Annotated in this window: 18 protein-coding genes; 15 read left to right on the top strand and 3 right to left on the bottom strand. The window is 54.5% G+C overall.

Annotated features, from left to right (window positions below):
- Positions 1 to 56: 56 nt before the first annotated feature.
- From ACA108_05690 to ACA108_05675, 4 genes are all read left to right on the top strand, one after another.
- Positions 57 to 731, top strand: coding sequence for a 4'-phosphopantetheinyl transferase (locus ACA108_05690; protein ID XEX97025.1), 675 nt, complete (start codon positions 57 to 59; stop codon positions 729 to 731).
- A 105-nt stretch (positions 732 to 836) separates the two neighbouring features.
- On the top strand, positions 837 to 2,180 hold the full coding sequence (gdhA, locus tag ACA108_05685; protein ID XEX97024.1) for an NADP-specific glutamate dehydrogenase: 1,344 nt from the start codon (positions 837 to 839) through the stop codon (positions 2,178 to 2,180).
- A gap of 287 nt (positions 2,181 to 2,467) precedes the next feature.
- Positions 2,468 to 2,830, top strand: a complete 363-nt coding sequence (locus ACA108_05680) for a DUF4156 domain-containing protein (GenBank protein ID XEX97023.1) — start codon at positions 2,468 to 2,470, stop codon at positions 2,828 to 2,830.
- Positions 2,831 to 2,965: 135 nt separating this feature from the next.
- On the top strand, positions 2,966 to 4,126 hold the full coding sequence (locus ACA108_05675) for a pyridoxal phosphate-dependent aminotransferase (GenBank protein XEX97022.1): 1,161 nt from the start codon (positions 2,966 to 2,968) through the stop codon (positions 4,124 to 4,126).
- Positions 4,127 to 4,206: 80 nt separating this feature from the next.
- Here the strand turns inward: ACA108_05675 and opgB are convergent, their stop codons facing one another.
- Complete coding sequence (gene opgB / locus ACA108_05670) at positions 4,207 to 6,495, bottom strand: phosphatidylglycerol--membrane-oligosaccharide glycerophosphotransferase (GenBank protein ID XEX97021.1); 2,289 nt, start codon at positions 6,493 to 6,495, stop codon at positions 4,207 to 4,209.
- 422 nt (positions 6,496 to 6,917) lie between these two features.
- Here opgB and ahpC point away from each other — a divergent pair, with 422 nt between their 5' ends.
- Positions 6,918 to 7,481: an alkyl hydroperoxide reductase subunit C gene (gene ahpC / locus ACA108_05665; GenBank protein XEX97020.1), complete on the top strand. Its 564-nt coding sequence runs from the start codon at positions 6,918 to 6,920 to the stop codon at positions 7,479 to 7,481.
- Positions 7,482 to 7,594: 113 nt separating this feature from the next.
- On the top strand, positions 7,595 to 9,160 hold the full coding sequence (gene ahpF / locus ACA108_05660) for an alkyl hydroperoxide reductase subunit F (protein XEX97019.1): 1,566 nt from the start codon (positions 7,595 to 7,597) through the stop codon (positions 9,158 to 9,160).
- A 142-nt stretch (positions 9,161 to 9,302) separates the two neighbouring features.
- On the opposite strand, the gene cysS is transcribed toward ahpF, so the two are convergent.
- Positions 9,303 to 10,691, bottom strand: a complete 1,389-nt coding sequence (gene cysS, locus ACA108_05655; protein ID XEX97018.1) for a cysteine--tRNA ligase — start codon at positions 10,689 to 10,691, stop codon at positions 9,303 to 9,305.
- Positions 10,692 to 10,868: 177 nt separating this feature from the next.
- On the opposite strand from cysS, the gene ppiB reads away from it, so the two are divergent.
- The 5 genes from ppiB to mnmH all read left to right on the top strand — a co-directional run bounded on the left by ppiB (position 10,869) and on the right by mnmH (position 15,023).
- Positions 10,869 to 11,363: a peptidylprolyl isomerase B gene (ppiB, locus tag ACA108_05650; protein ID XEX97017.1), complete on the top strand. Its 495-nt coding sequence runs from the start codon at positions 10,869 to 10,871 to the stop codon at positions 11,361 to 11,363.
- Positions 11,364 to 11,373: 10 nt separating this feature from the next.
- Positions 11,374 to 12,093 (top strand): UDP-2,3-diacylglucosamine diphosphatase, encoded by a 720-nt coding sequence (lpxH, locus tag ACA108_05645; protein XEX97016.1) that lies wholly within the window; start codon positions 11,374 to 11,376, stop codon positions 12,091 to 12,093.
- Between the two features lie 140 nt (positions 12,094 to 12,233).
- Positions 12,234 to 12,743: a 5-(carboxyamino)imidazole ribonucleotide mutase gene (gene purE / locus ACA108_05640; GenBank protein XEX97015.1), complete on the top strand. Its 510-nt coding sequence runs from the start codon at positions 12,234 to 12,236 to the stop codon at positions 12,741 to 12,743.
- Complete coding sequence (gene purK, locus ACA108_05635) at positions 12,740 to 13,810, top strand: 5-(carboxyamino)imidazole ribonucleotide synthase (GenBank protein ID XEX97014.1); 1,071 nt, start codon at positions 12,740 to 12,742, stop codon at positions 13,808 to 13,810. Before purE ends, purK begins: the two co-directional genes overlap by 4 nt.
- A 115-nt stretch (positions 13,811 to 13,925) precedes the next feature.
- Positions 13,926 to 15,023, top strand: a complete 1,098-nt coding sequence (mnmH, locus tag ACA108_05630; GenBank protein ID XEX97013.1) for a tRNA 2-selenouridine(34) synthase MnmH — start codon at positions 13,926 to 13,928, stop codon at positions 15,021 to 15,023.
- A gap of 78 nt (positions 15,024 to 15,101) precedes the next feature.
- Here mnmH and ACA108_05625 read toward each other — a convergent pair whose 3' ends face one another.
- Positions 15,102 to 16,001, bottom strand: a complete 900-nt coding sequence (locus ACA108_05625; GenBank protein XEX97012.1) for a LysR family transcriptional regulator — start codon at positions 15,999 to 16,001, stop codon at positions 15,102 to 15,104.
- Positions 16,002 to 16,141: 140 nt separating this feature from the next.
- Here ACA108_05625 and ACA108_05620 point away from each other — a divergent pair, with 140 nt between their 5' ends.
- The 4 genes from ACA108_05620 (at position 16,142) to ACA108_05605 (ending at position 18,913) form a co-directional block, all read left to right on the top strand.
- The gene (locus tag ACA108_05620) at positions 16,142 to 16,717 is read left to right on the top strand and encodes an NAD(P)H-dependent oxidoreductase (GenBank protein ID XEX97011.1); all 576 of its coding nucleotides are present in this window, start codon (positions 16,142 to 16,144) and stop codon (positions 16,715 to 16,717) included.
- 13 nt (positions 16,718 to 16,730) lie between these two features.
- Positions 16,731 to 17,009: a YciI family protein gene (locus tag ACA108_05615; GenBank protein XEX97010.1), complete on the top strand. Its 279-nt coding sequence runs from the start codon at positions 16,731 to 16,733 to the stop codon at positions 17,007 to 17,009.
- A gap of 42 nt (positions 17,010 to 17,051) precedes the next feature.
- Positions 17,052 to 18,080 carry an aldo/keto reductase gene (locus ACA108_05610; GenBank protein XEX97009.1) on the top strand — a complete coding sequence of 343 codons (1,029 nt, stop codon included), beginning with the start codon at positions 17,052 to 17,054 and terminating at the stop codon, positions 18,078 to 18,080.
- Between the two features lie 104 nt (positions 18,081 to 18,184).
- Positions 18,185 to 18,913 carry a putative quinol monooxygenase gene (locus ACA108_05605; protein XEX97008.1) on the top strand — a complete coding sequence of 243 codons (729 nt, stop codon included), beginning with the start codon at positions 18,185 to 18,187 and terminating at the stop codon, positions 18,911 to 18,913.
- The last annotated feature ends 184 nt before the right edge of the window (positions 18,914 to 19,097 follow it).

Here is a 19,097-nt window from a genome sequence, read left to right as displayed (position 1 = left end):
CGCTTTTCCGTAGGGTGGAAAATCGCCAGCGTCTTCCACCGTTATAAGCGACCAACATGCTCTATCAGCTAACCCATTTCGACTTTCCTACTACCTCGCAGCGCGTCTACCGCGTGGATTTTGACGCCTCCACTTTTCATCCTGACGATCTGCTTTGCTTACCGCACCGCGAGAGGCTTTCCGGAGCCGTCACCAGTCGCCGGGCGGAACATCTGGCGGGAAGAATTGCCGCCTGCGAAGCGCTTAGTCTTCAAGGAATTAAAGGCTTCGTGCCCGGCATCGGGCTGCACCGCGCGCCATGCTGGCCACCGGGTTTTACCGGCAGCATCACCCACGCGGGTAACGTTGCGCTGGCAACGGTAATTCAAGAGCGCCAGGGGGAACTTTGCGGGGTGGGCATTGATACTGAGGTCATAATGAATGCTTATGACGCGCAGAATATAGCCGAGGGAGTGGCTAGCCCCGCCGAGCGGGAATTGCTGCACGTTTGCAGCCTCCCCTTCCCTGTGGCGCTGACATTATCGTTTTCCGCTAAAGAGAGTTTATTCAAAGCGCTGTACCGCCACGTCGGCCGCTATTTTGATTTTTTCGCTGCGGAAGTGATTAAGATTAATGAGCTACATGTTGTCCTGAAGCTTGTTTCTCCGCTTGGCCCCTTCTGCAAAGGGGACACCTTCCACGTGGCAGCGGATAGTGACGGGAAGCAATTAACCACGCTAATACGCCTCTAAAGAGAATAAAAATAAATCGCTTGCCGCCACGTCATAAGTGAATGTTATAGTCAAAAAACAACCACAAACACAATATAACAACCTTTGACGACAAGGAGTTCCCCTATGGCGAACACGGTTTCCCTCGAACAGTTTTTATCTTCCGTCCAGCAGCGTGACCCGCATCAACCCGAGTTTTCCCAGGCCGTACGCGAAGTGATGACAACGCTGTGGCCCTTCCTGGAACAAAATCCACAGTATCGACGCTCAGCCCTGCTGGAGCGTCTTGTCGAGCCGGAACGCGTGATTCAGTTTCGCGTTGCCTGGGTGGACGACAGCAATCAGGTACAGGTCAACCGTGCCTGGCGCGTGCAGTTCAGCTCGGCCATCGGGCCATTTAAGGGCGGCATGCGCTTCCACCCGTCGGTTAACCTCTCCATCCTCAAGTTCCTGGGCTTCGAGCAGACCTTCAAAAATGCCCTCACCACCCTGCCGATGGGCGGCGGCAAAGGCGGCAGCGACTTTAATCCGAAGGGGAAAAGCGAAGGCGAAATCATGCGTTTCTGCCAGGCGCTGATGACCGAGCTGTATCGTCACCTGGGGCCGGACACCGACGTTCCGGCAGGGGATATTGGCGTGGGCGGCCGCGAAGTGGGCTTTATGGCGGGGATGATGAAAAAGCTCTCCAACAATACCGCCTGCGTGTTTACCGGCAAAGGGCTGTCGTTTGGCGGCAGCCTGATCCGCCCGGAAGCCACCGGCTACGGCCTGATCTACTTTACGGATGCGATGCTGCAGCGCCACGGGCTGGGCTTTGAAGGCATGCGCGTGGCGGTGTCCGGCTCCGGTAACGTCGCGCAGTACGCCATTGAAAAAGCGATGTCGCTTGGCGCGCGGGTGATTACCGCCTCTGATTCAAACGGTACCGTCGTGGACGAAGCGGGCTTCACCCCAGAAAAACTTGCCCGCCTGTGCGAAATCAAAGCCAGCCGCGACGGCCGCGTAACGGACTATGCGCGTGAATTTGGCCTGACTTATCTGGAAGGCCAGCAGCCGTGGAGCGTACCGGTAGATATTGCCCTACCGTGCGCCACCCAGAATGAGCTGGATGCAGAAGCCGCCCGCGTGCTGATTGCCAACGGCGTGAAGGCGGTGGCGGAAGGGGCCAATATGCCAACGACCATCGAAGCGACGGACCTGTTCCTGGAGGCCGGGGTGCTGTTCGCGCCGGGTAAAGCAGCAAACGCCGGTGGCGTGGCGACGTCGGGCCTGGAGATGGCGCAGAACGCCGCGCGCTACGGCTGGAAAGCAGAGAAAGTGGATATTCGCCTGCATCATATCATGCTGGATATTCATGAAGCCTGCGTAAACTACGGCGGCGAAGGCAGGCAAACGCATTACGTGCGCGGGGCTAATATCGCCGGTTTCGTCAAAGTCGCCGATGCAATGCTTGGCCAGGGCGTTCTTTAATATTTAATGGCGCGCTGCTAATACAGCGCGCCGTAATAATTATTGTGCGAATGAATTTATTCACCAATAAATAACAACCCGACTTTAATTCCTTCATTAAATATGCGAGATAAATATACGATTAAAAGCTTTTTCTAAACGTAGCATCAACGCCAATCGGGAAACTCTTTTTTTGTTCGCTTGATAACCTTATTTTATGATTTCTCTCGTAGGGTAAATATCATACACCGACATACTCATTCACGGTCATTGTGTATTTAACCTGAATTATATTATCCGGAAAAATCATGAAAAAGCTCACCCTAATTACGCTGGCAGTTCTTTTGGCCGGCTGCAGTGCCCATAATTTAAATCCGCAGGCGCAGCGCGTCCGCGTCACGAATAATGAGCCGGGCAAAGAATGTAAATTTTTAGGCGATATTACCGGCAGTCAGGGTAACTTCTTCACCGGCGGCTGGACGTCGAACAGCAACCTCGAAACGGGTGCGCGCAACGACCTGAAAAACCAGGCCGCAAATATGGGCGGCAACGTAGTGTCCATCATCACCCAGCGCGCAGGCCAGACGGGCAGCATGTACGACGGTACGGGCAGCAGCGAGCAGACCAACGTGACGCTGACCGGCAACGTTTATCGCTGCCCGGAGGCATAAGGGTTTCTGCCCTCTCCCTGGGAGGGTAAACCTCGCTATAACCTTATAGTTTAGCCGTCTAAGCGTCTTGATTGCCAAATCTTAACGTCATGCTATAGTCCCAGGCATTACCTGCATCACGTTAAGGTCGCTTAAATGACTCAGAAGGCTTTGATTCCCAAGAGCAAACTCCCCGCTCTTGGTACCACCATTTTCACGCAAATGACCGCGCTGGCCGCTCAGCACCAGGCGATAAACCTCTCACAAGGCTTTCCTGACTTTGATGGCCCGGCGCTATTGCAGGAGCGCCTCGCCTTGCACGTTGCGAACGGTGCCAACCAGTACGCTCCGATGACGGGAGTACAAGCGCTGCGGGAGGCTATTGCGGATAAAACCGCTGAGCTGTACGACTACCGTCCTGACGCGAACACGGATATTACCGTCACCGCCGGAGCGACGGAGGCGCTGTACGCGGCCATTACCGCCCTCGTCCGCCCCGGCGATGAGGTGATCTGCTTTGACCCAAGCTATGACAGCTATGCCCCGGCGGTGGCGCTGTCCGGCGGGGTGCTGAAACGAATTGCCCTGCAACCGCCACAGTTTCGCGTTGACTGGCAGGCGTTTACCGCCCTGCTTAGTCCACGTACCCGCCTGGTTATCCTGAATACGCCCCACAATCCTTCCGCGACGGTCTGGCAGAAAAGCGATTTTGCCTCGCTCTGGCAGGCTATTGCACCACATGAAATCTATGTGCTGAGCGATGAAGTTTATGAGCACATCTGTTTTGCCGACGAGGGGCACGCCAGCGTGCTTGCTCATCCGCAGCTGCGCGAGCGGGCGGTAGCCGTCTCATCGTTTGGCAAAACGTTCCATATGACGGGCTGGAAAATAGGTTACGGCGTAGCCCCGGCGGCGCTGAGCGCGGAAATCCGCAAGGTGCATCAGTATCTGACCTTCGCCGTGAATACCCCCGCACAGCTCGCCATTGCAGATATGCTGCGCACTCAGCCGGAACACTATCGGGAACTCCCAGATTTTTACCGCACGCGGCGTGATCGGTTTATCCAGGCGCTGGCAAGCAGCCGCTTTGAGATCCTGCCGTGCGAAGGAACCTACTTCCTGCTGGCGGACTACAGCGCGATATCCGATCTGGACGATGTGAGTTTCTGTCAGTGGCTGACGAAAGAGGTGGGCGTAGCTGCGATTCCGCTGTCGGTGTTCTGCGCCGCCCCGTTCCCGCATAAATTGATCCGGCTCTGTTTCGCGAAGCAGGAAGCGACGCTGGATGCAGCGGCGGAGCGGTTGTGCCGTCTTTGATTGTGCGCCCTGACTTTCGCCTACGGGAGCCGTTTGCTCCCTCTCCCCTTTGAGGAGAGGGCTGGAGTGAGGGGTAATGATTAAGCAGCAGGCACGACTTTAATATCCTTCATGCCGATCCCCAGTTTACGCGGTTCATGGCCGAGAATATTGCCCTCGTTAGAGAGCTGCGGCTCCGGCGGGACGATTTCCAGCGTCGTGCTGCGTTCCGGGTTATCAAAGTGCAGCGTGGTGGTACTCAGCTCCGCGCCGAGCGTTATCGTTTGTTGCTGGCTACCCACTTTTACCGGCACCGGCTTGCCCACGTTCTGGCCGAAGGCTTTGGCGGTGATCACCAGATCGAACTTCTCCGGTAGCGGTTCGGCGTATTCAATTTTTACCTCCGGCGCCAGGTTGGCGTTCGACCAGCGTCCCCACGCCTCCGGCCTTGATATGCCAGTGAACTGCTTCACGTTTGACGGCGCACCCGGCACGCTGAAGATAAAGCTGTCGGCCTGATAGCGGATGGCGTTTTCATCCATTTTCAGCGTCGTCACGCTCTGGTTGAAGCGGTCTTTATCAAGCTTTTCATCCACAAATTTCACCGGCTGGGTATCCTGTTCCCCCGCCACCAGATGCACCGTTGGCCTGCCGCCCAGCTGCCCTTGCGAAACACATAGCCCGGTAGACAGCGCCAGCTTTGGCTCCCACAGGCGGGCCATCTTGAAGCAGCGGTCAACCCAGATAAACTTATCTTTCACCGAGAAGTCAGCCAGCTGATAGCGCAGCGGCGCGGAGTATTCGCTTTCCGGCAGCGGCTCGATTTTGCTGTCCGTAATGCGCAGCAGCAGCGGCATCTTGAAATGCGCGCCGGAGTAGCTGAAGGTGTTTTTCTTCTGGTCGATGGCGTATTCGGTGATAGTTTTCGGGAAGTTCCACAGGTCGATGACGTCCGGCTTCCAGGCAATGATTTTCTCTTTGATATTCAGGAACACCGACGAGAGCGACTCGCCGGACAGGCTGCTGCGCCCGAGGCCGAGATAGTTATCGCCGCCCAAAATATCCAGCACCGTTGCGCCGTTATCCATGGTGCTGCGTTTTACCGGGATCAGTTTCTGCTGTGGTTTATCGCCACGGATCACGAAGAACAGGTTATCCCGCTCGTGCTGGTTAAGATACTTCCAGGCGGTGTTGTTCATCGCCAGATGATCGGAGGAAACCACAATCACCGTGTTTTTAAAGTACGGCGAGGCCTTAATTTTCTCTATCAGCGCCGCAATATGCTCCTGGCTACAGGCCACCGCGCTGAAGGACTGGTTGACCTTGCCGTCGAACTCATAGCTACGGCGTTTGCAGGTTTTAGAGATAAACCCGTCCGGATGATGGGTATCTACCGTCAGCGTAAACAGCGAGAAGCGCTTGTTGGCTTTAGAAAGCTCGACGTATTTCTCAAAAACCTCATCCAGCACGGTATCGTCATAGTAGCCCCAGTTATTTTTATAGCTCGGGTCCGCCACCAGGCTCTTCAGCTCCTGCGCGCCGTACATGTTGTCGAAGCCGTGGGACTGTAAGAAGACGTCTTTGCCCGCAAAGCGCAGATCCGCCCCCTGCATGAAGTAGTTCTCGTATCCCGAGGCTTTGAGGATGTCACCCAGGCAGACGTTCTTCGGGAAGAAGCTCGACATAGATGCCGATGAGTTGCCTTCAAACGGCGCAAACAGCGGGATACCGCACTGGGAAGCGACCATCCCGGCGATGGTGTAGTCCGTGCCCGGCAGCTGCATGGTATGGCTGAAATCCAGCCCCGAATCTTTCAGGCTGGTTAACTCCGGGGCAAGATCGGGATAGAGCTCCGGCTGGAAATAGGTGCGTTCGAGGCTTTCGCCGTAGATATAAACCAGGTTCAGCTTAGGATTGTTAATAACGCCGTGAGGCACCTTGTAGTATGCGTCAAAGTCGGAGTCGCCCGTGCGGGTCTGGGATTTCACCAGCTCAACCACCTGGCGAAACGCCGATGAGGCATCCACCGAGGCCAGCGCCAGCACCATGGCCAGCAGGCTGTAGCCAAAATGGTGCGGATGATTTTTACGGCGGCGCAGTATCCAGGTCAGCATGCCAAAAATAAGCACCAGCCCGAGCGCAACGCCGACGCCGGGAAGAATATACTTGCCGATGCCCGCGCCCGTCAGGCTGCTGGTCAGGGTATAAAGCACCGCGTCGTTGATACCGTCGCCGGTGAAATAGTTACTGGCGACCAGCGTCACGTTAAGAATGATATAAAGAGTCAGAATCAGCAGAATAGAGCTAAACCACCAGATGTTTCTTCCGGCTTTTACGGCATACACAGCGATGGCTGCCATAAATAACGTAATTGAGAGCAATTCCGACAACGCCTGTTCCTCGATAAATTAGCTGCGCACGCGGCGCCCCGCCTGCCGCAGAGAGATTCTGCGCGCACAATCTAGCCCTGAACGATGAGCGTTGCAATTTATCTGTCACAAAACTGTGCTGTATTTCGGAATTGTGCGCACTGGCCTGATAATAGGAAAAATCTATTGCAACCATCGTTACTACAATTGCCGGTGAGATTGACCTTGTTAGCGCTTCGGTGCTGTAATCGCGCCGCTGCTATAATTTTTTAAAGTGAAATTGTAACGCGCAACTTGAAGAGGCCACCCGGCAACCGGGTGGCCTTTTTTCATACCTGAGTTTCGCTGTAAGGAAATGCTTATTGATTCGATAAAACCTACCCATTAGAGACAATCGTCTCTCTTCGGTATCTTTCTCCCATCGCAAAACGGAGGAAGTACAGATGTCTTTAATTAATACAAAAATCAAACCATTTAAAAACAGCGCGTTTAAAAACGGTGAGTTCATCGAAGTAACCGAGCAGGACGTAGAAGGCCGCTGGAGCGTTTTCTTCTTCTATCCGGCTGACTTTACCTTTGTCTGCCCAACCGAACTGGGCGACGTGGCGGACCATTACGAAGAGTTCCAGAAGCTGGGCGTGGATATCTACTCCGTGTCTACTGACACCCACTTCACCCACAAAGCGTGGCACGGCAGCTCTGACACTATCGCCAAAATCAAATACGCGATGATCGGCGACCCGACCGGGCTGCTTACCCGCAACTTTGAAAACATGCGTGAAGACGAAGGCCTGGCGGACCGCGGTACCTTTATCGTTGACCCACAGGGCATCATTCAGGCTATCGAAGTCACCGCCGAAGGCATTGGCCGCGACGCATCTGACCTGCTGCGTAAGGTGAAGGCTGCTCAGTACGTGGCTTCTCACCCAGGCGAAGTTTGCCCGGCTAAGTGGAAAGAAGGCGAAGCGACGCTGGCTCCATCCCTGGACCTGGTCGGTAAAATCTAACGGCTTCATATTTTCCCCGGCGGGTTAGCTCCCGCCTTTTTACCGGAAGGTAGTTAGCGTTTTCGCTTATCCACCCAACGGGTTTCGCTTTTTGCCACCAGGGAGATTACCCCATGCTCGACAACAATATGAAAACCCAGCTCAAGGCCTACCTTGAGAGATTAACCAAACCTGTTGAGTTAATTGCCACGCTGGATGACAGCGCAAAATCATCCGAAGTAAAGGAACTGCTGGCAGAGATCGCGGAATTATCTGACAAAGTCACCTTCAGCATTAATAACGATCTGCCGGTACGTAAACCGTCGTTTTTAATTACCAACCCAGGCTCCGACAAAGGTCCGCGCTTCGCCGGCTCCCCGCTCGGCCACGAATTTACCTCTCTGGTTCTTGCGCTGCTGCAGACCGGGGGACACCCGTCGAAAGAGTCTCAGGATCTGCTCGATCAGATCCGCGACATCGACGGCGATTTCCATTTTGAAACTTATTACTCGCTCTCCTGCCACAACTGCCCGGACGTGGTGCAGGCGCTGAACCTGATGAGCGTGCTTAACCCGCGTATCACCCATACGGCGATTGACGGCGGCGTTTACCAGCATGAAATCCAGGAGCGCAACGTGATGGGCGTGCCTGCGGTTTACCTGAACGGCAAGGAGTTCGGCCAGGGCCGCATGACGCTTGCTGAAATCGTCGGCAAAATTGACACCGGCGCTGAAAAACGCGCGGCAGAAGCGCTGAACAAGCGCGAAGCTTACGACGTGCTGATTGTCGGCAGCGGCCCTGCGGGCGCGGCGGCGGCGGTTTACTCTGCGCGTAAAGGCATTCGTACCGGGCTGATGGGCGAGCGCTTCGGCGGCCAGGTGCTGGATACGGTCGACATCGAAAACTATATTTCCGTGCCGAAAACGGAAGGCCAGAAGCTGGCGGGCGCCCTGAAGGCGCACGTGGACGACTACGATGTGGACGTCATCGACACCCAAAGCGCCAGCAGGCTGATCCCTGCGCAGGTCGAAGGTGGTTTACACCAGATCCAGACAGCTTCCGGCGCAACCCTCAGCGCGCGCAGCATCATCATTGCCACCGGTGCCAAATGGCGCAACATGAACGTGCCGGGAGAAGACCAGTACCGCACCAAAGGCGTGACCTACTGCCCGCACTGCGACGGCCCGCTGTTTAAAGGCAAGCGCGTTGCGGTGATCGGCGGCGGTAACTCAGGTGTGGAAGCGGCCATCGATCTGGCGGGCATTGTCGAGCACGTGACGCTGCTGGAATTTGCCCCAGAGATGAAGGCCGACCAGGTGTTGCAGAATAAAGTCCGCAGCCTGACCAACGTCGACATCATCCTTAATGCGCAAACGCTGGAAGTAAAAGGTGACGGCTCAAAGGTGACCGGTTTGCAGTATAAAGATCGCGTTTCAGACGGCGTTCACGATATCGCGCTGTCCGGCATTTTCGTGCAGATCGGCCTGCTGCCAAATACCAGCTGGCTGGAAGGCAGCGTTGAGCGCAACCGCATGGGTGAAATCATCATTGATGCGAAATGCGAAACCACCGTGAAAGGCGTGTTTGCGGCGGGCGACTGTACGACAGTGCCTTATAAGCAGATTATTATCGCGACCGGCGAAGGGGCAAAAGCATCGTTGAGCGCGTTTGATTATCTGATTCGTACGCCGATTTTGTAGGATAGCTGCGTCGGATGACGCTTCGCTTATCCGACCTACGGAACTGCGCTCTGATTCTGGGGATTTTGTAGGGTGGATAAGCGCCAGCGCCATCCACCATTGGAGACTGAACCACCGGCTGTGCAGGTGGTTTTTTATTGCCTTACTTTCTGCGCCAGGTCGTGCCCTGTGCACCGTCTTCCAGCACGATACCCATCTCGTTGAGACGGTCGCGCGCCTGGTCCGCCAGCGCCCAGTCTTTTGATTTACGGGCATCGTTACGCTGTTTGATCAGCGCTTCGATTTCGGCCACTTCCCCGTCATCGGCCTGCGCGCCGCTTTGCAGGAAGGCTTCCGGCTCCTGCTCCAGCAGGCCGAGAACCGCAGAGAGCTTGCGCAGCGCCGCGGCCAGGCCGTTCGCCGCCGCCATATCTTCCGTTTTCAGGCGGTTCACTTCGCGGGCCATATCGAACAGCGCCGAGTAGGCTTCCGGCGTGTTGAAGTCGTCGTCCATTGCTTCACGGAAACGGGCTTCAAACGCTTCGCCACCGGCTGGCTGCGCCGTGCTGTCCGTTCCGCGCAGGGCGGTATAGAGGCGCTCCAGTGAAGTACGAGCCTGTTTCAGGTTCTCTTCGCTGTAGTTGAGCTGGCTGCGGTAGTGGCCGGACATCAGGAAGTAGCGGATGGTTTCGGCATCGTAATACTTCAGCACGTCGCGCACGGTGAAGAAGTTGCCCAGCGATTTGGACATTTTCTCGCGGTCGACCATCACCATCCCGGAGTGCATCCAGGTGTTAACGTACTCGCCGCCGTGGGCGCAGGTGGACTGGGCGATTTCATTTTCATGGTGCGGGAACATCAGATCCGAGCCGCCGCCGTGAATATCGAAATGACTCCCCAGCTCTTTGCAGTTCATCGCCGAACATTCGATGTGCCAGCCCGGACGGCCTTCGCCCCACGGGGACGGCCAGCTCGGCTCGCCCGGCTTGGACATTTTCCACAGCACGAAGTCCATCGGGTTACGCTTCACGTTCGCTTCAACCTCAACGCGTGCGCCCGCCTGGAGCTGGTCCAGATCCTGACGGGAGAGTTTGCCGTAATCCGCATCGGTGGTGACAGAGAACATTACGTCGCCGTTGGCCGCCACATAGGCATGATTGCGCGCGATAAGCTGCTCAACGATTTCGATAATTTCAGGAATGTGTTTAGTGGCGCGCGGCTCGCTGTCCGGACGCAGGATGTTCAGCACGTCGAAATCAGCGTGCATTTCGGTGACCATGCGGTCGACCAGCGCCACGAAATCTTCGCCGTTTTCATGGGCGCGCTTGATAATTTTGTCATCGATATCGGTGATATTGCGTACATACTTCAGCTTATAGCCGAGGAAACGCAGGTAGCGCGCCACCACGTCGAATGCCACAAAGGTGCGGCCGTGGCCAATATGACAGAGGTCGTAAACGGTGATACCACACACGTACATGCCGACTTCCCCGGCATGAATGGGTTTGAATTCCTCTTTCTGGCGACTCAGGGTATTAAATATTTTTAACATCAGGGGATTCCATATCTGCGTGTGTAGTCGAAATTTGACTATATGTTACCTCAAAATTCCACCGGTAAGCAGCACGCTTTGCAAGGTGATGATCATGTTGAGTTATGCTATAACAACCACCTTGTGTGGCGGCACCGTCTGCCGGAACACTGTCTGACAAAATATAGGATGCACAGCATGGTTACTTTTCACACTAATCACGGTGATATCGTCATCAAAACCTTCGACGATAAGGCACCGATCACCGTTAAAAACTTCATGGATTACTGTCGCGAAGGCTACTACGACAACACCATTTTCCACCGTGTGATCAACGGCTTTATGATCCAGGGCGGCGGTTTTGAGCCTGGCATGAAGCAGAAAGAAACCAAAGACACCATTCAGAACGAAGCGAACAACGGCCTGAAAAACACCCGTGGTACGCTGGCAATGGCCCGTACCCAGGCGCCACACTCCGCAAGCTCTCAGTTCTTTATCAACGTGGCTGATAACGACTTCCTGAACTTCAGCAGCGAAAGCATGCAGGGTTGGGGTTACTGCGTATTTGCAGAAGTGGTAGAAGGCATGGACGTGGTTGATAAAATCAAAGGCGTTTCCACCGGCCGCAGCGGCATGCACCAGGACGTTCCTAAAGAAGACGTTATCGTAACCAGCGTCACCGTCAGCGAGTAATTCGCTCACGATGATTCTGTTTATTGCAGATTTACATCTCTGCTCAGAAGAACCGGCGATAACCGCCGGTTTTCTGCGTTTTCTGGCCGGTACGGCGCGGGAAGCCCAGGCGCTGTACATCCTCGGTGACCTCTTCGAAGCCTGGATTGGCGACGACGATCCGGAGCCGCTTCATCAGGAAATTGCCTTAGCTATCAAAGCATTGATTGACTCCGGCGTGCCCTGCTACTTCATTCATGGCAACAGAGATTTTCTTCTGGGCAGGCGCTTCGCCCGCCAAAGCGGCATGACGCTGTTACCTGAAGAAAAAGTTCTGGACCTGTATGGCCGCAAAATGCTGATCCTGCACGGTGACACGCTTTGTACGGACGACCACGGCTATCAGGCGTTTCGCAAAAAAGTACATCAGCCCTGGCTGCAATGGCTGTTCCTGGCCCTGCCGCTGTTTATCCGAAAACGCGTTGCCGCCCGGATGCGCGCCGGGAGCAAATCCGCCAACAGCACTAAGTCCATGGCCATCATGGATGTGAACCAGCATGCCGTTGTTGACGCCCTCACCCGCCACCGCGTGCAGTGGATGATCCACGGCCATACCCATCGCCCCGAAATCCACACGCTTCAGGCAAACGGGGAAGCCGCGTTTCGCTGCGTGCTGGGTGCCTGGCATACGCATGGCTCGATGATCAAAGTTACCGCCGAAGACGTCGAACTGATCCCTTTCGATTTTTAAGCAAAACCCCCGCTTTTCGCCGTTTTGTTAACCACGCAACCGTTTTCCTGGCCTTGTGTTCATGATATTCTCTCAATCCTTCTGACCGACCGTACGAGCCGTTCGGTGATGTTTGCACACCCACAGGAGTTTTGAGACGCATGTCCTCCAACCAGACCCCGGCGCGTGTCGCCATTGTCATGGGTTCCAAAAGTGACTGGGCCACCATGCAGTTTGCCGCAGAAATCCTCACCGCCCTGGATGTTCCACACCATTTAGAAGTCGTCTCCGCGCACCGCACGCCGGACAAGCTGTTCAGCTTTGCCGAGCAGGCTGAAAGCAACGGCTTTGAGGTGATCATTGCGGGCGCGGGCGGGGCTGCGCATCTTCCCGGCATGCTGGCGGCAAAAACGCTGGTGCCGGTGCTGGGCGTACCGGTGCAAAGCGCGGCGTTGAGCGGCGTCGACAGTCTCTACTCCATCGTACAGATGCCTCGCGGCATTCCGGTTGGCACCCTCGCCATTGGCAAAGCGGGCGCGGCTAATGCGGCCCTGCTGGCGGCGCAGATTCTGGCGCTGCACGACAAGGCCCTGCACCAGCGCCTGACCGACTGGCGCAGCGCGCAGACTGACGAAGTGCTGGAAAACCCGGATCCACGGAGCGACGCATGAAACGTGTCTGCGTATTAGGCAACGGCCAGCTGGGCAGAATGCTGCGCCAGGCGGGCGAGCCGCTGGGCATTGCGGTTTATCCGGTTGGTCTGGACGCCGAGCCGGAAGCGGTGCCTTTCGCCCAGAGCGTGATCACCGCAGAGATCGAACGCTGGCCCGAGACGGCGCTAACCCGTGAACTGGCGCGGCATAACGCTTTTGTTAACCGCGATGTGTTTCCGGTAATCGCCGACCGCCTCACGCAAAAGCAGCTGTTCGATAAGCTGGAGCTGGCAACCGCGCCGTGGCAGCTTCTTTCCAGCCGCGACCAGTGGTCTGGCGTATTCAAAGATCTGGGCGAGCTGGCGATTGTAAAGCGTCGCGTGGGCGGCTACGACGGGCGCGGCCAGTGGCGTTTACGCGACTTTGAAACGGATCAGCTGCCGGACGACTGCTACGGCGAATGCATTGTTGAGCAGGGCATTAATTTCTCCGGTGAGGTTTCGCTGGTCGGCGCGCGCGGCCACGACGGCAGCACGGTGTTTTATCCGCTGACTCACAACCTGCATCAGGACGGCATTCTGCGTACCAGCGTGGCCTTCCCTCACGCCAATGCGGAGCAGCAGAGCCAGGCCGAAGCCATGCTCAGCGCCATCATGCACGAACTGAAGTATGTCGGCGTGATGGCGATGGAGTGCTTTATTACGCCTGCCGGGCTGCTCATCAACGAGCTGGCCCCGCGCGTGCACAATAGCGGCCACTGGACGCAGAACGGCGCGTCCATCAGCCAGTTTGAGCTGCACCTGCGCGCCATTGTCGATCTGCCGCTGCCGCTGCCCGTGGTCAACGCACCGTCGGTGATGATTAACCTCATCGGCACGGATCTGAACTACGCCTGGCTGAAGCTGCCGCTGGTGCATCTGCACTGGTACGACAAAGACGTGCGCGCCGGTCGCAAAGTGGGCCACCTCAACCTGAACGACAGCGATACCGACAGGCTCAGCGCCTCGCTGGAAGCGCTTGTGCCGCTGCTTCCGGCGGATTACGCAAGCGGCATTGCCTGGGCACAGAACAAGCTGAGCAGGTAAATTTACACTTTTACAGGGCGCCACAGCCGCCCTGTCGCATTTTCCCCTCTTTCTTTTCTATGCTCACAGGCGCACAATCCCCGACGTTTCGCCCCATTCGCTTTAAGGTCAATGCATGCACAACGCCCGTCCCAATACCCAACATTACGAACATCTGCTGCGCAGCGATACTCCGCTTATCGACGTGCGCGCGCCGGTTGAATTTGCCCAGGGGGCGATGCCCGCCGCGCTGAATTTACCGCTGATGTCTGATGATGAGCGTGTTGCCGTGGGCACCTGCTACAAACAGCGCGGCCAGCAGGCAGCGGTCGAGCTGGGCCACAGCCTGGTGAAAGGTGAAATCCGCGAAGCCCGCCTGCAAATGTGGCTGGAGCAGTGCCGACAAAACCCGGACGGTTATCTTTGCTGTGCCAGAGGCGGCATGCGTTCCCATCTGGTTCAGCAGTGGCTTAAAGAAGCAGGCGTTGATTATCCGCTGGTAGAAGGCGGCTACAAGGCGCTGCGCCACTTTGCCATGCAGGCCATTGAAGAGCGCTCCCGCTGGCCGATGGTGCTGGTAAGCGGAAACACAGGCTGCGGCAAGACGATCCTGATCCGTTCTTTGCCCGCCGGGGTCGATCTTGAAGGGCTTGCCCACCACCGCGGCTCGTCGTTTGGCCGCACCATTGTCGAACAGCCTTCGCAGACCTGCTTTGAAAACAACCTCGCCGTTACCCTTATCAAGAAAAGCAACGCTGAGCCTGTGCCGCTGGTGATTGAGGATGAAGGGCGCATGATTGGCTCCCGCCACATCCCCGAAGCCTTCAGGGAGCAGATGACCCAGGCGAAGATTGTAGTGATAGAAGATCCGTTTGAGGTCCGTCTGGAAAGGCTGAAAAACGAGTATTTCCAGCAGATGAGCGAAGCGTTTTTATCGGTCAACGATGAGGAGACCGCGTGGAAAGAGTACGGAGAATATCTGCACCACGGGCTGTTCGCCATCCGCCGCCGTCTGGGACTTGAGCGCTATTCCCAGTTCACGGGATACCTTGATACCGCGCTGGAAGCGCAGCGGAAAACAGGTTCCTGCGACGGGCATCTGGCCTGGCTGTCTCCGCTGCTGGAAGAGTATTACGACCCGATGTACCGCTACCAGCTAAGCAAAAAAGCCGGACAGATCGTCTTCCGCGGGGATTACCAGCAGGTCGAGGGCTGGCTGAGGGAGAGAACCTGATTCGGCTTGTTTCCTGGGCATGAAAGCTTCATTCTTAAGTTCGGATAAACAGCCACGATCGCCAGGTAATGGCGACGACTATCGCTCTGTTTTCTTAATCAAAAAGTCAATCAGCGCTTTAACTCGCTTTGCCCTGCCAGTGCTTTTTAAATAGTAGAGATAGACCGGTGGATAGGTTTTCCAGTAAGGCATCATGACCGGAATAAACTGCTCTTTGTCGGGCTGCAAGTCATACACCGGCTCGAACATCCTTCCTATTCCCAGCCCGCTGCGTATGGCATCGGCCATAACATCAATATCATTACTGATGAGCTGTCCGGGCATTTCAACGGTCAGTTGCTCACCTTGATTTTCCAGCATTAGTGGGAGGATGCGGTTATTGGTGATAAAGCGATAACCGATGAGCTGATGCTGGTGCAGGTCCGTTGGCAGTTCGGGCGTACCATGTTCTGCAAGATAACCTGCCGATGCATACAAACCTTCACGAAACGGTTTCATCAGCTGGCGAGCAACAACGCTTTCTTCCAGGATATCGCCAAAACGAATGCCCAAATCAAAACGTTCATCAATCATGTTCACGGTGCCGTCATAAACGGAAATCTCAAGCTGTATTTTGGGATAGCTTTGGCAAAACTCCGCCATAAAGGGCTTCAGTATAAGCAGGTAGGCAAAGCGAGAAAGCGTAATCCTCACAAGTCCTGACGGTTCCTGATTCAGATCTTTTATGCTTTCTACCGCACTTTCCAGCGACTCAACGGCCAGAGACGTCTGTTGCAACAGCTGTTCCCCGGCATCTGTCAGTTCAATACGCCTCGTGGTGCGCACAAAAAGCGGGTGGCCAATGTGCTGCTCCAGAAGTTTTAATGCTTTGCTCACGGAAGGTGGCGTTATCTCAAGCTGCCTCGCCGCCGAGGTAATACTGCCTTCACGGGCGATGCTCTGGAAAATACGAATTTGGTTGTAAATGACATTGTTCATGGTGTCACCCCAGGAGGAAAAGAGCGCTAGATTATTAGCTATTAGCTAAGAGTGCATGTTCCATTGCTGCCCTAAAAAACAGAATCAGGGTTGTTTATACTCATATCCAGTTGAACAAGCCACTGTTAAGGAAGTCAAAAATGCAAAATGTGCTGATTATTTCAGGTCATCCTAATCTTAATGAGTCCATTGGCAATGCCACGATCCTGGGCGAAGTCGCAAAAGCGCTACCCGAGGCCGAAATTCGCTTTCTTGATGCGCTGTACCCGAACTTCGAAATCAACGTGGCGCAGGAGCAGGAAGCCTTACTCAACGCCGATGTGATCGTCTGGCAGTTCCCTTTCTCCTGGTATTCAGTACCTGGGTTGATGAAGTTATGGATTGATAAGGTCTTTGTCCATGGCTTTGCACATGGCTCAACCGCAAAGTTAGGTGGCAAAAAGCTGATTATTTCCTTTACTGCCGGAGCACCCGAGAGCCTGTATACCCCTGAGGGGTTGTTCGGTCACGACATACAGCATTACATGGCGCAGTTTGCAACCACAGCAGCGCTGTGCAATCTGGAATTGCAGCCCCCCGTTCATACCTTTGGTATCAGCTATGCGGGGCGCGATGAAGCGATAATTCGTGAACAAAAAATCATGGCAAAAGATCATGCTGAACGCCTGATTACCACAATTAAAAAAAATGCTGCGGCTTTGAAAATTGCCGTGTAGAAAAGGGGAAAAAATGTATCTCATAAATATATCGGTAAATGACGACATTGCTCCTGAGCAACATGAAGCGCTTTTCTCGCGTCATTCCAGCTGGTTTCAGCACTATTTCAACACCGGTAAGTTTATACTTATCGGCCCCTATACGGACCGTGAAAGAGCAGGCGTAGTTATTGCTCAGGTTGAAAGCCGTGAAGAACTGGAGGCGATCCTGAGAGAAGATGCTTATTATCCAAGCCTTGCTCAATATGAGATTCGTGAATTTATCCCGAAAATGATAGGGAACTGGCAATAAAAGTCACCGCTATTTCTATCAAAAGGGGGTCTGGAGATGAGTATGCAATATATAAACCTGGGGCGAAGCGGCCTGAAAGTCTCGCGACTGTGTCTGGGATGCATGAGTTACGGCGAACCGGAACGCCTTCCTCAGGCCTGGTCGCTTGATGAAAATGCTTCGCGACCGCTGATTCGTCAGGCACTAGAGGTCGGGATTAATTTTTTTGATACGGCAAATATTTATTCTGGTGGAAGCTCTGAAGAAATTGTTGGCCGTGCGCTGCGTGATATGGCGTATCGGGATGAAATCGTCGTCGCCACTAAGGCCTTTTTCCCATGGCGTAATTCGCCAAATACTGGTTTTTTATCGCGTAAATCATTATTTCAGGCTATCGATGACAGCCTGATCCGGCTCGGTATGGATTATGTGGATCTGTATCAAATTCACCGTTTCGATCACGGTACGCCCGTTGAGGAAACGATGGAAGCACTTCACGATCTCGTGAAAGCCGGTAAAGTTCGTTATATCGGTGCATCCTCAATGGAAGCCTGGCGTTTTGCGAAAATGCAGCATGTTGCCGAGCGAAACGGCTGGACGCGCTTCGTCTCTATGCAACCGCAATACAATTTATTGTACCGCGAAGAAGAGCGGGAAATGCTGCCGCTATGTGAGGATCAGGGTGTGGGTGTAATTCCCTGGAGCCCGATGGCGCGCGGTCGGCTGACGCGAGACTGGAATGAAACCACCCCCCGAACGCAGAACGACGCTTTTGCGCTGAAAATGTACGAAAATGCTGCGCAGCAGGACCAGAAAGTGGTTGAGGTTGTGGCGCAGATTGCCGCCGGGCGAGGCGTTCCACGTGCGCATGTAGCGCTTGCATGGCTCCTGTCTAAATCTGCGATTACTGCCCCGATAATCGGTGCAACAAAATCGGAGCATCTCTCCACCGCAGTGGATGCGCTTAGCCTGACATTATCCAAGGAAGAAATTGCAGCGCTGGAGGCTCCGTACGTCCCTCATGTTGTTGATGGCATCGTACCGCCACTGCCCGAAAACCCTCCGGGGCTTTCCCCCCTGCGAGTAAAGTAGAGTGGTCGAATGCGACGAATAGAGTCGATGGAGATGGCGCGGTTGACGCGCCTTTTCAGGACTATTCACTCAACATCTTATCCTGATGAAAAGAGAGGTCGTCTGTGAAAACCGGAATTTCTTTATCAGTTTCATTAGCTTTAAGCTGTTCTGCCGTTGCGCAGGCGCAGAAAGTCTCAGGCCCACCCGTATTCAATATTTTCGAACTAACCATTAAGCACGATAAAAAAATTGCCTACGAAAGCCTGGCTGAGAAGACTATTAGTACTTCGGTAACGGGTGAGTCCGGAACCCTGGCAATGTATTCAGCTAAAAATAAAATGAACCCATCAGCAGTTTATATGTTTGAAATTTATGCTGACAGTAGCGCTTACGACAAACATCTCGGCTCTATGAGCTATAAAGAATTTTTGCGCAATTCACCTGATATTCTGCAAACGAGTCTGAAACGTAAAATTCTTGTCGTGCCGCAACTATTAGTCGATAAAAAAATAGTTCAAAGCAGCAAGACGATAAATAACCTCGTCATTGTTGATGTTAAACCAGCGTATGGGCAGGCTTTTCGCCAAATTGTTTTACCTGAAATGGCACAGTCGATAAAAAAAGAGGTGGGTGTGCTGGCAATGTATGCCGCTACCGATAAAACCAACCCAGACCGCTGGTATTTCTATGAAATATACGCCAGCGCAGAGGCTTATCAGGCCCACCGTTTGACTCCCCATTTTAAAGAATATATTGAGCAGACGGCAGAAATGACGACGTATAAAGAAGCCGTTGCTATAGAGCCCGGCATACTCATGAATAAAGGCGGCCTGGATTATGGAATTGAGTGAGTTTCGACCCGCCCGGCAAGGGGGGGCGAACTCAGTGAACGCCAGGCAAAGCTTCGCCCTCAATCTTTTTTAGCTCGCCCGCCGTGCGAATAAAGCGCGGGCTTTTAAATCTTCGCTGACCAACGCGATCATCTCGTAGAGGATCCCATTCATCCGTTCTTTTTGTTCCGGGTGCTCCTGATGA

It is taken from the genome of Dryocola sp. LX212 (assembly GCA_041504365.1).
In the GTDB taxonomy this organism is placed as follows: domain Bacteria; phylum Pseudomonadota; class Gammaproteobacteria; order Enterobacterales; family Enterobacteriaceae; genus Dryocola.
Note: the sequence above shows the minus strand (reverse complement) of the source record. Positions and strands in the feature narration are given on the sequence as shown.

Excerpts from the sequence above, each read along its gene's own strand:
- ppiB (XEX97017.1), top strand. The coding sequence starts at position 10,869 with ATGGTTACTTTTCACACTAATCACGGTGATATCGTCATCAAAACCTTC.
- ACA108_05675 (XEX97022.1), top strand. The coding sequence starts at position 2,966 with ATGACTCAGAAGGCTTTGATTCCCAAGAGCAAACTCCCCGCTCTTGGT.
- ACA108_05690 (XEX97025.1), top strand. The coding sequence starts at position 57 with ATGCTCTATCAGCTAACCCATTTCGACTTTCCTACTACCTCGCAGCGC.
- ACA108_05615 (XEX97010.1), top strand. The coding sequence starts at position 16,731 with ATGTATCTCATAAATATATCGGTAAATGACGACATTGCTCCTGAGCAA.
- ahpF (XEX97019.1), top strand. The coding sequence starts at position 7,595 with ATGCTCGACAACAATATGAAAACCCAGCTCAAGGCCTACCTTGAGAGA.
- gdhA (XEX97024.1), top strand. The coding sequence starts at position 837 with ATGGCGAACACGGTTTCCCTCGAACAGTTTTTATCTTCCGTCCAGCAG.
- purE (XEX97015.1), top strand. The coding sequence starts at position 12,234 with ATGTCCTCCAACCAGACCCCGGCGCGTGTCGCCATTGTCATGGGTTCC.
- ACA108_05610 (XEX97009.1), top strand. The coding sequence starts at position 17,052 with ATGCAATATATAAACCTGGGGCGAAGCGGCCTGAAAGTCTCGCGACTG.
- cysS (XEX97018.1), bottom strand. The coding sequence starts at position 10,691 with ATGTTAAAAATATTTAATACCCTGAGTCGCCAGAAAGAGGAATTCAAA.
- lpxH (XEX97016.1), top strand. The coding sequence starts at position 11,374 with ATGATTCTGTTTATTGCAGATTTACATCTCTGCTCAGAAGAACCGGCG.
- ahpC (XEX97020.1), top strand. The coding sequence starts at position 6,918 with ATGTCTTTAATTAATACAAAAATCAAACCATTTAAAAACAGCGCGTTT.
- purK (XEX97014.1), top strand. The coding sequence starts at position 12,740 with ATGAAACGTGTCTGCGTATTAGGCAACGGCCAGCTGGGCAGAATGCTG.
- ACA108_05620 (XEX97011.1), top strand. The coding sequence starts at position 16,142 with ATGCAAAATGTGCTGATTATTTCAGGTCATCCTAATCTTAATGAGTCC.
- ACA108_05680 (XEX97023.1), top strand. The coding sequence starts at position 2,468 with ATGAAAAAGCTCACCCTAATTACGCTGGCAGTTCTTTTGGCCGGCTGC.
- mnmH (XEX97013.1), top strand. The coding sequence starts at position 13,926 with ATGCACAACGCCCGTCCCAATACCCAACATTACGAACATCTGCTGCGC.
- ACA108_05625 (XEX97012.1), bottom strand. The coding sequence starts at position 16,001 with ATGAACAATGTCATTTACAACCAAATTCGTATTTTCCAGAGCATCGCC.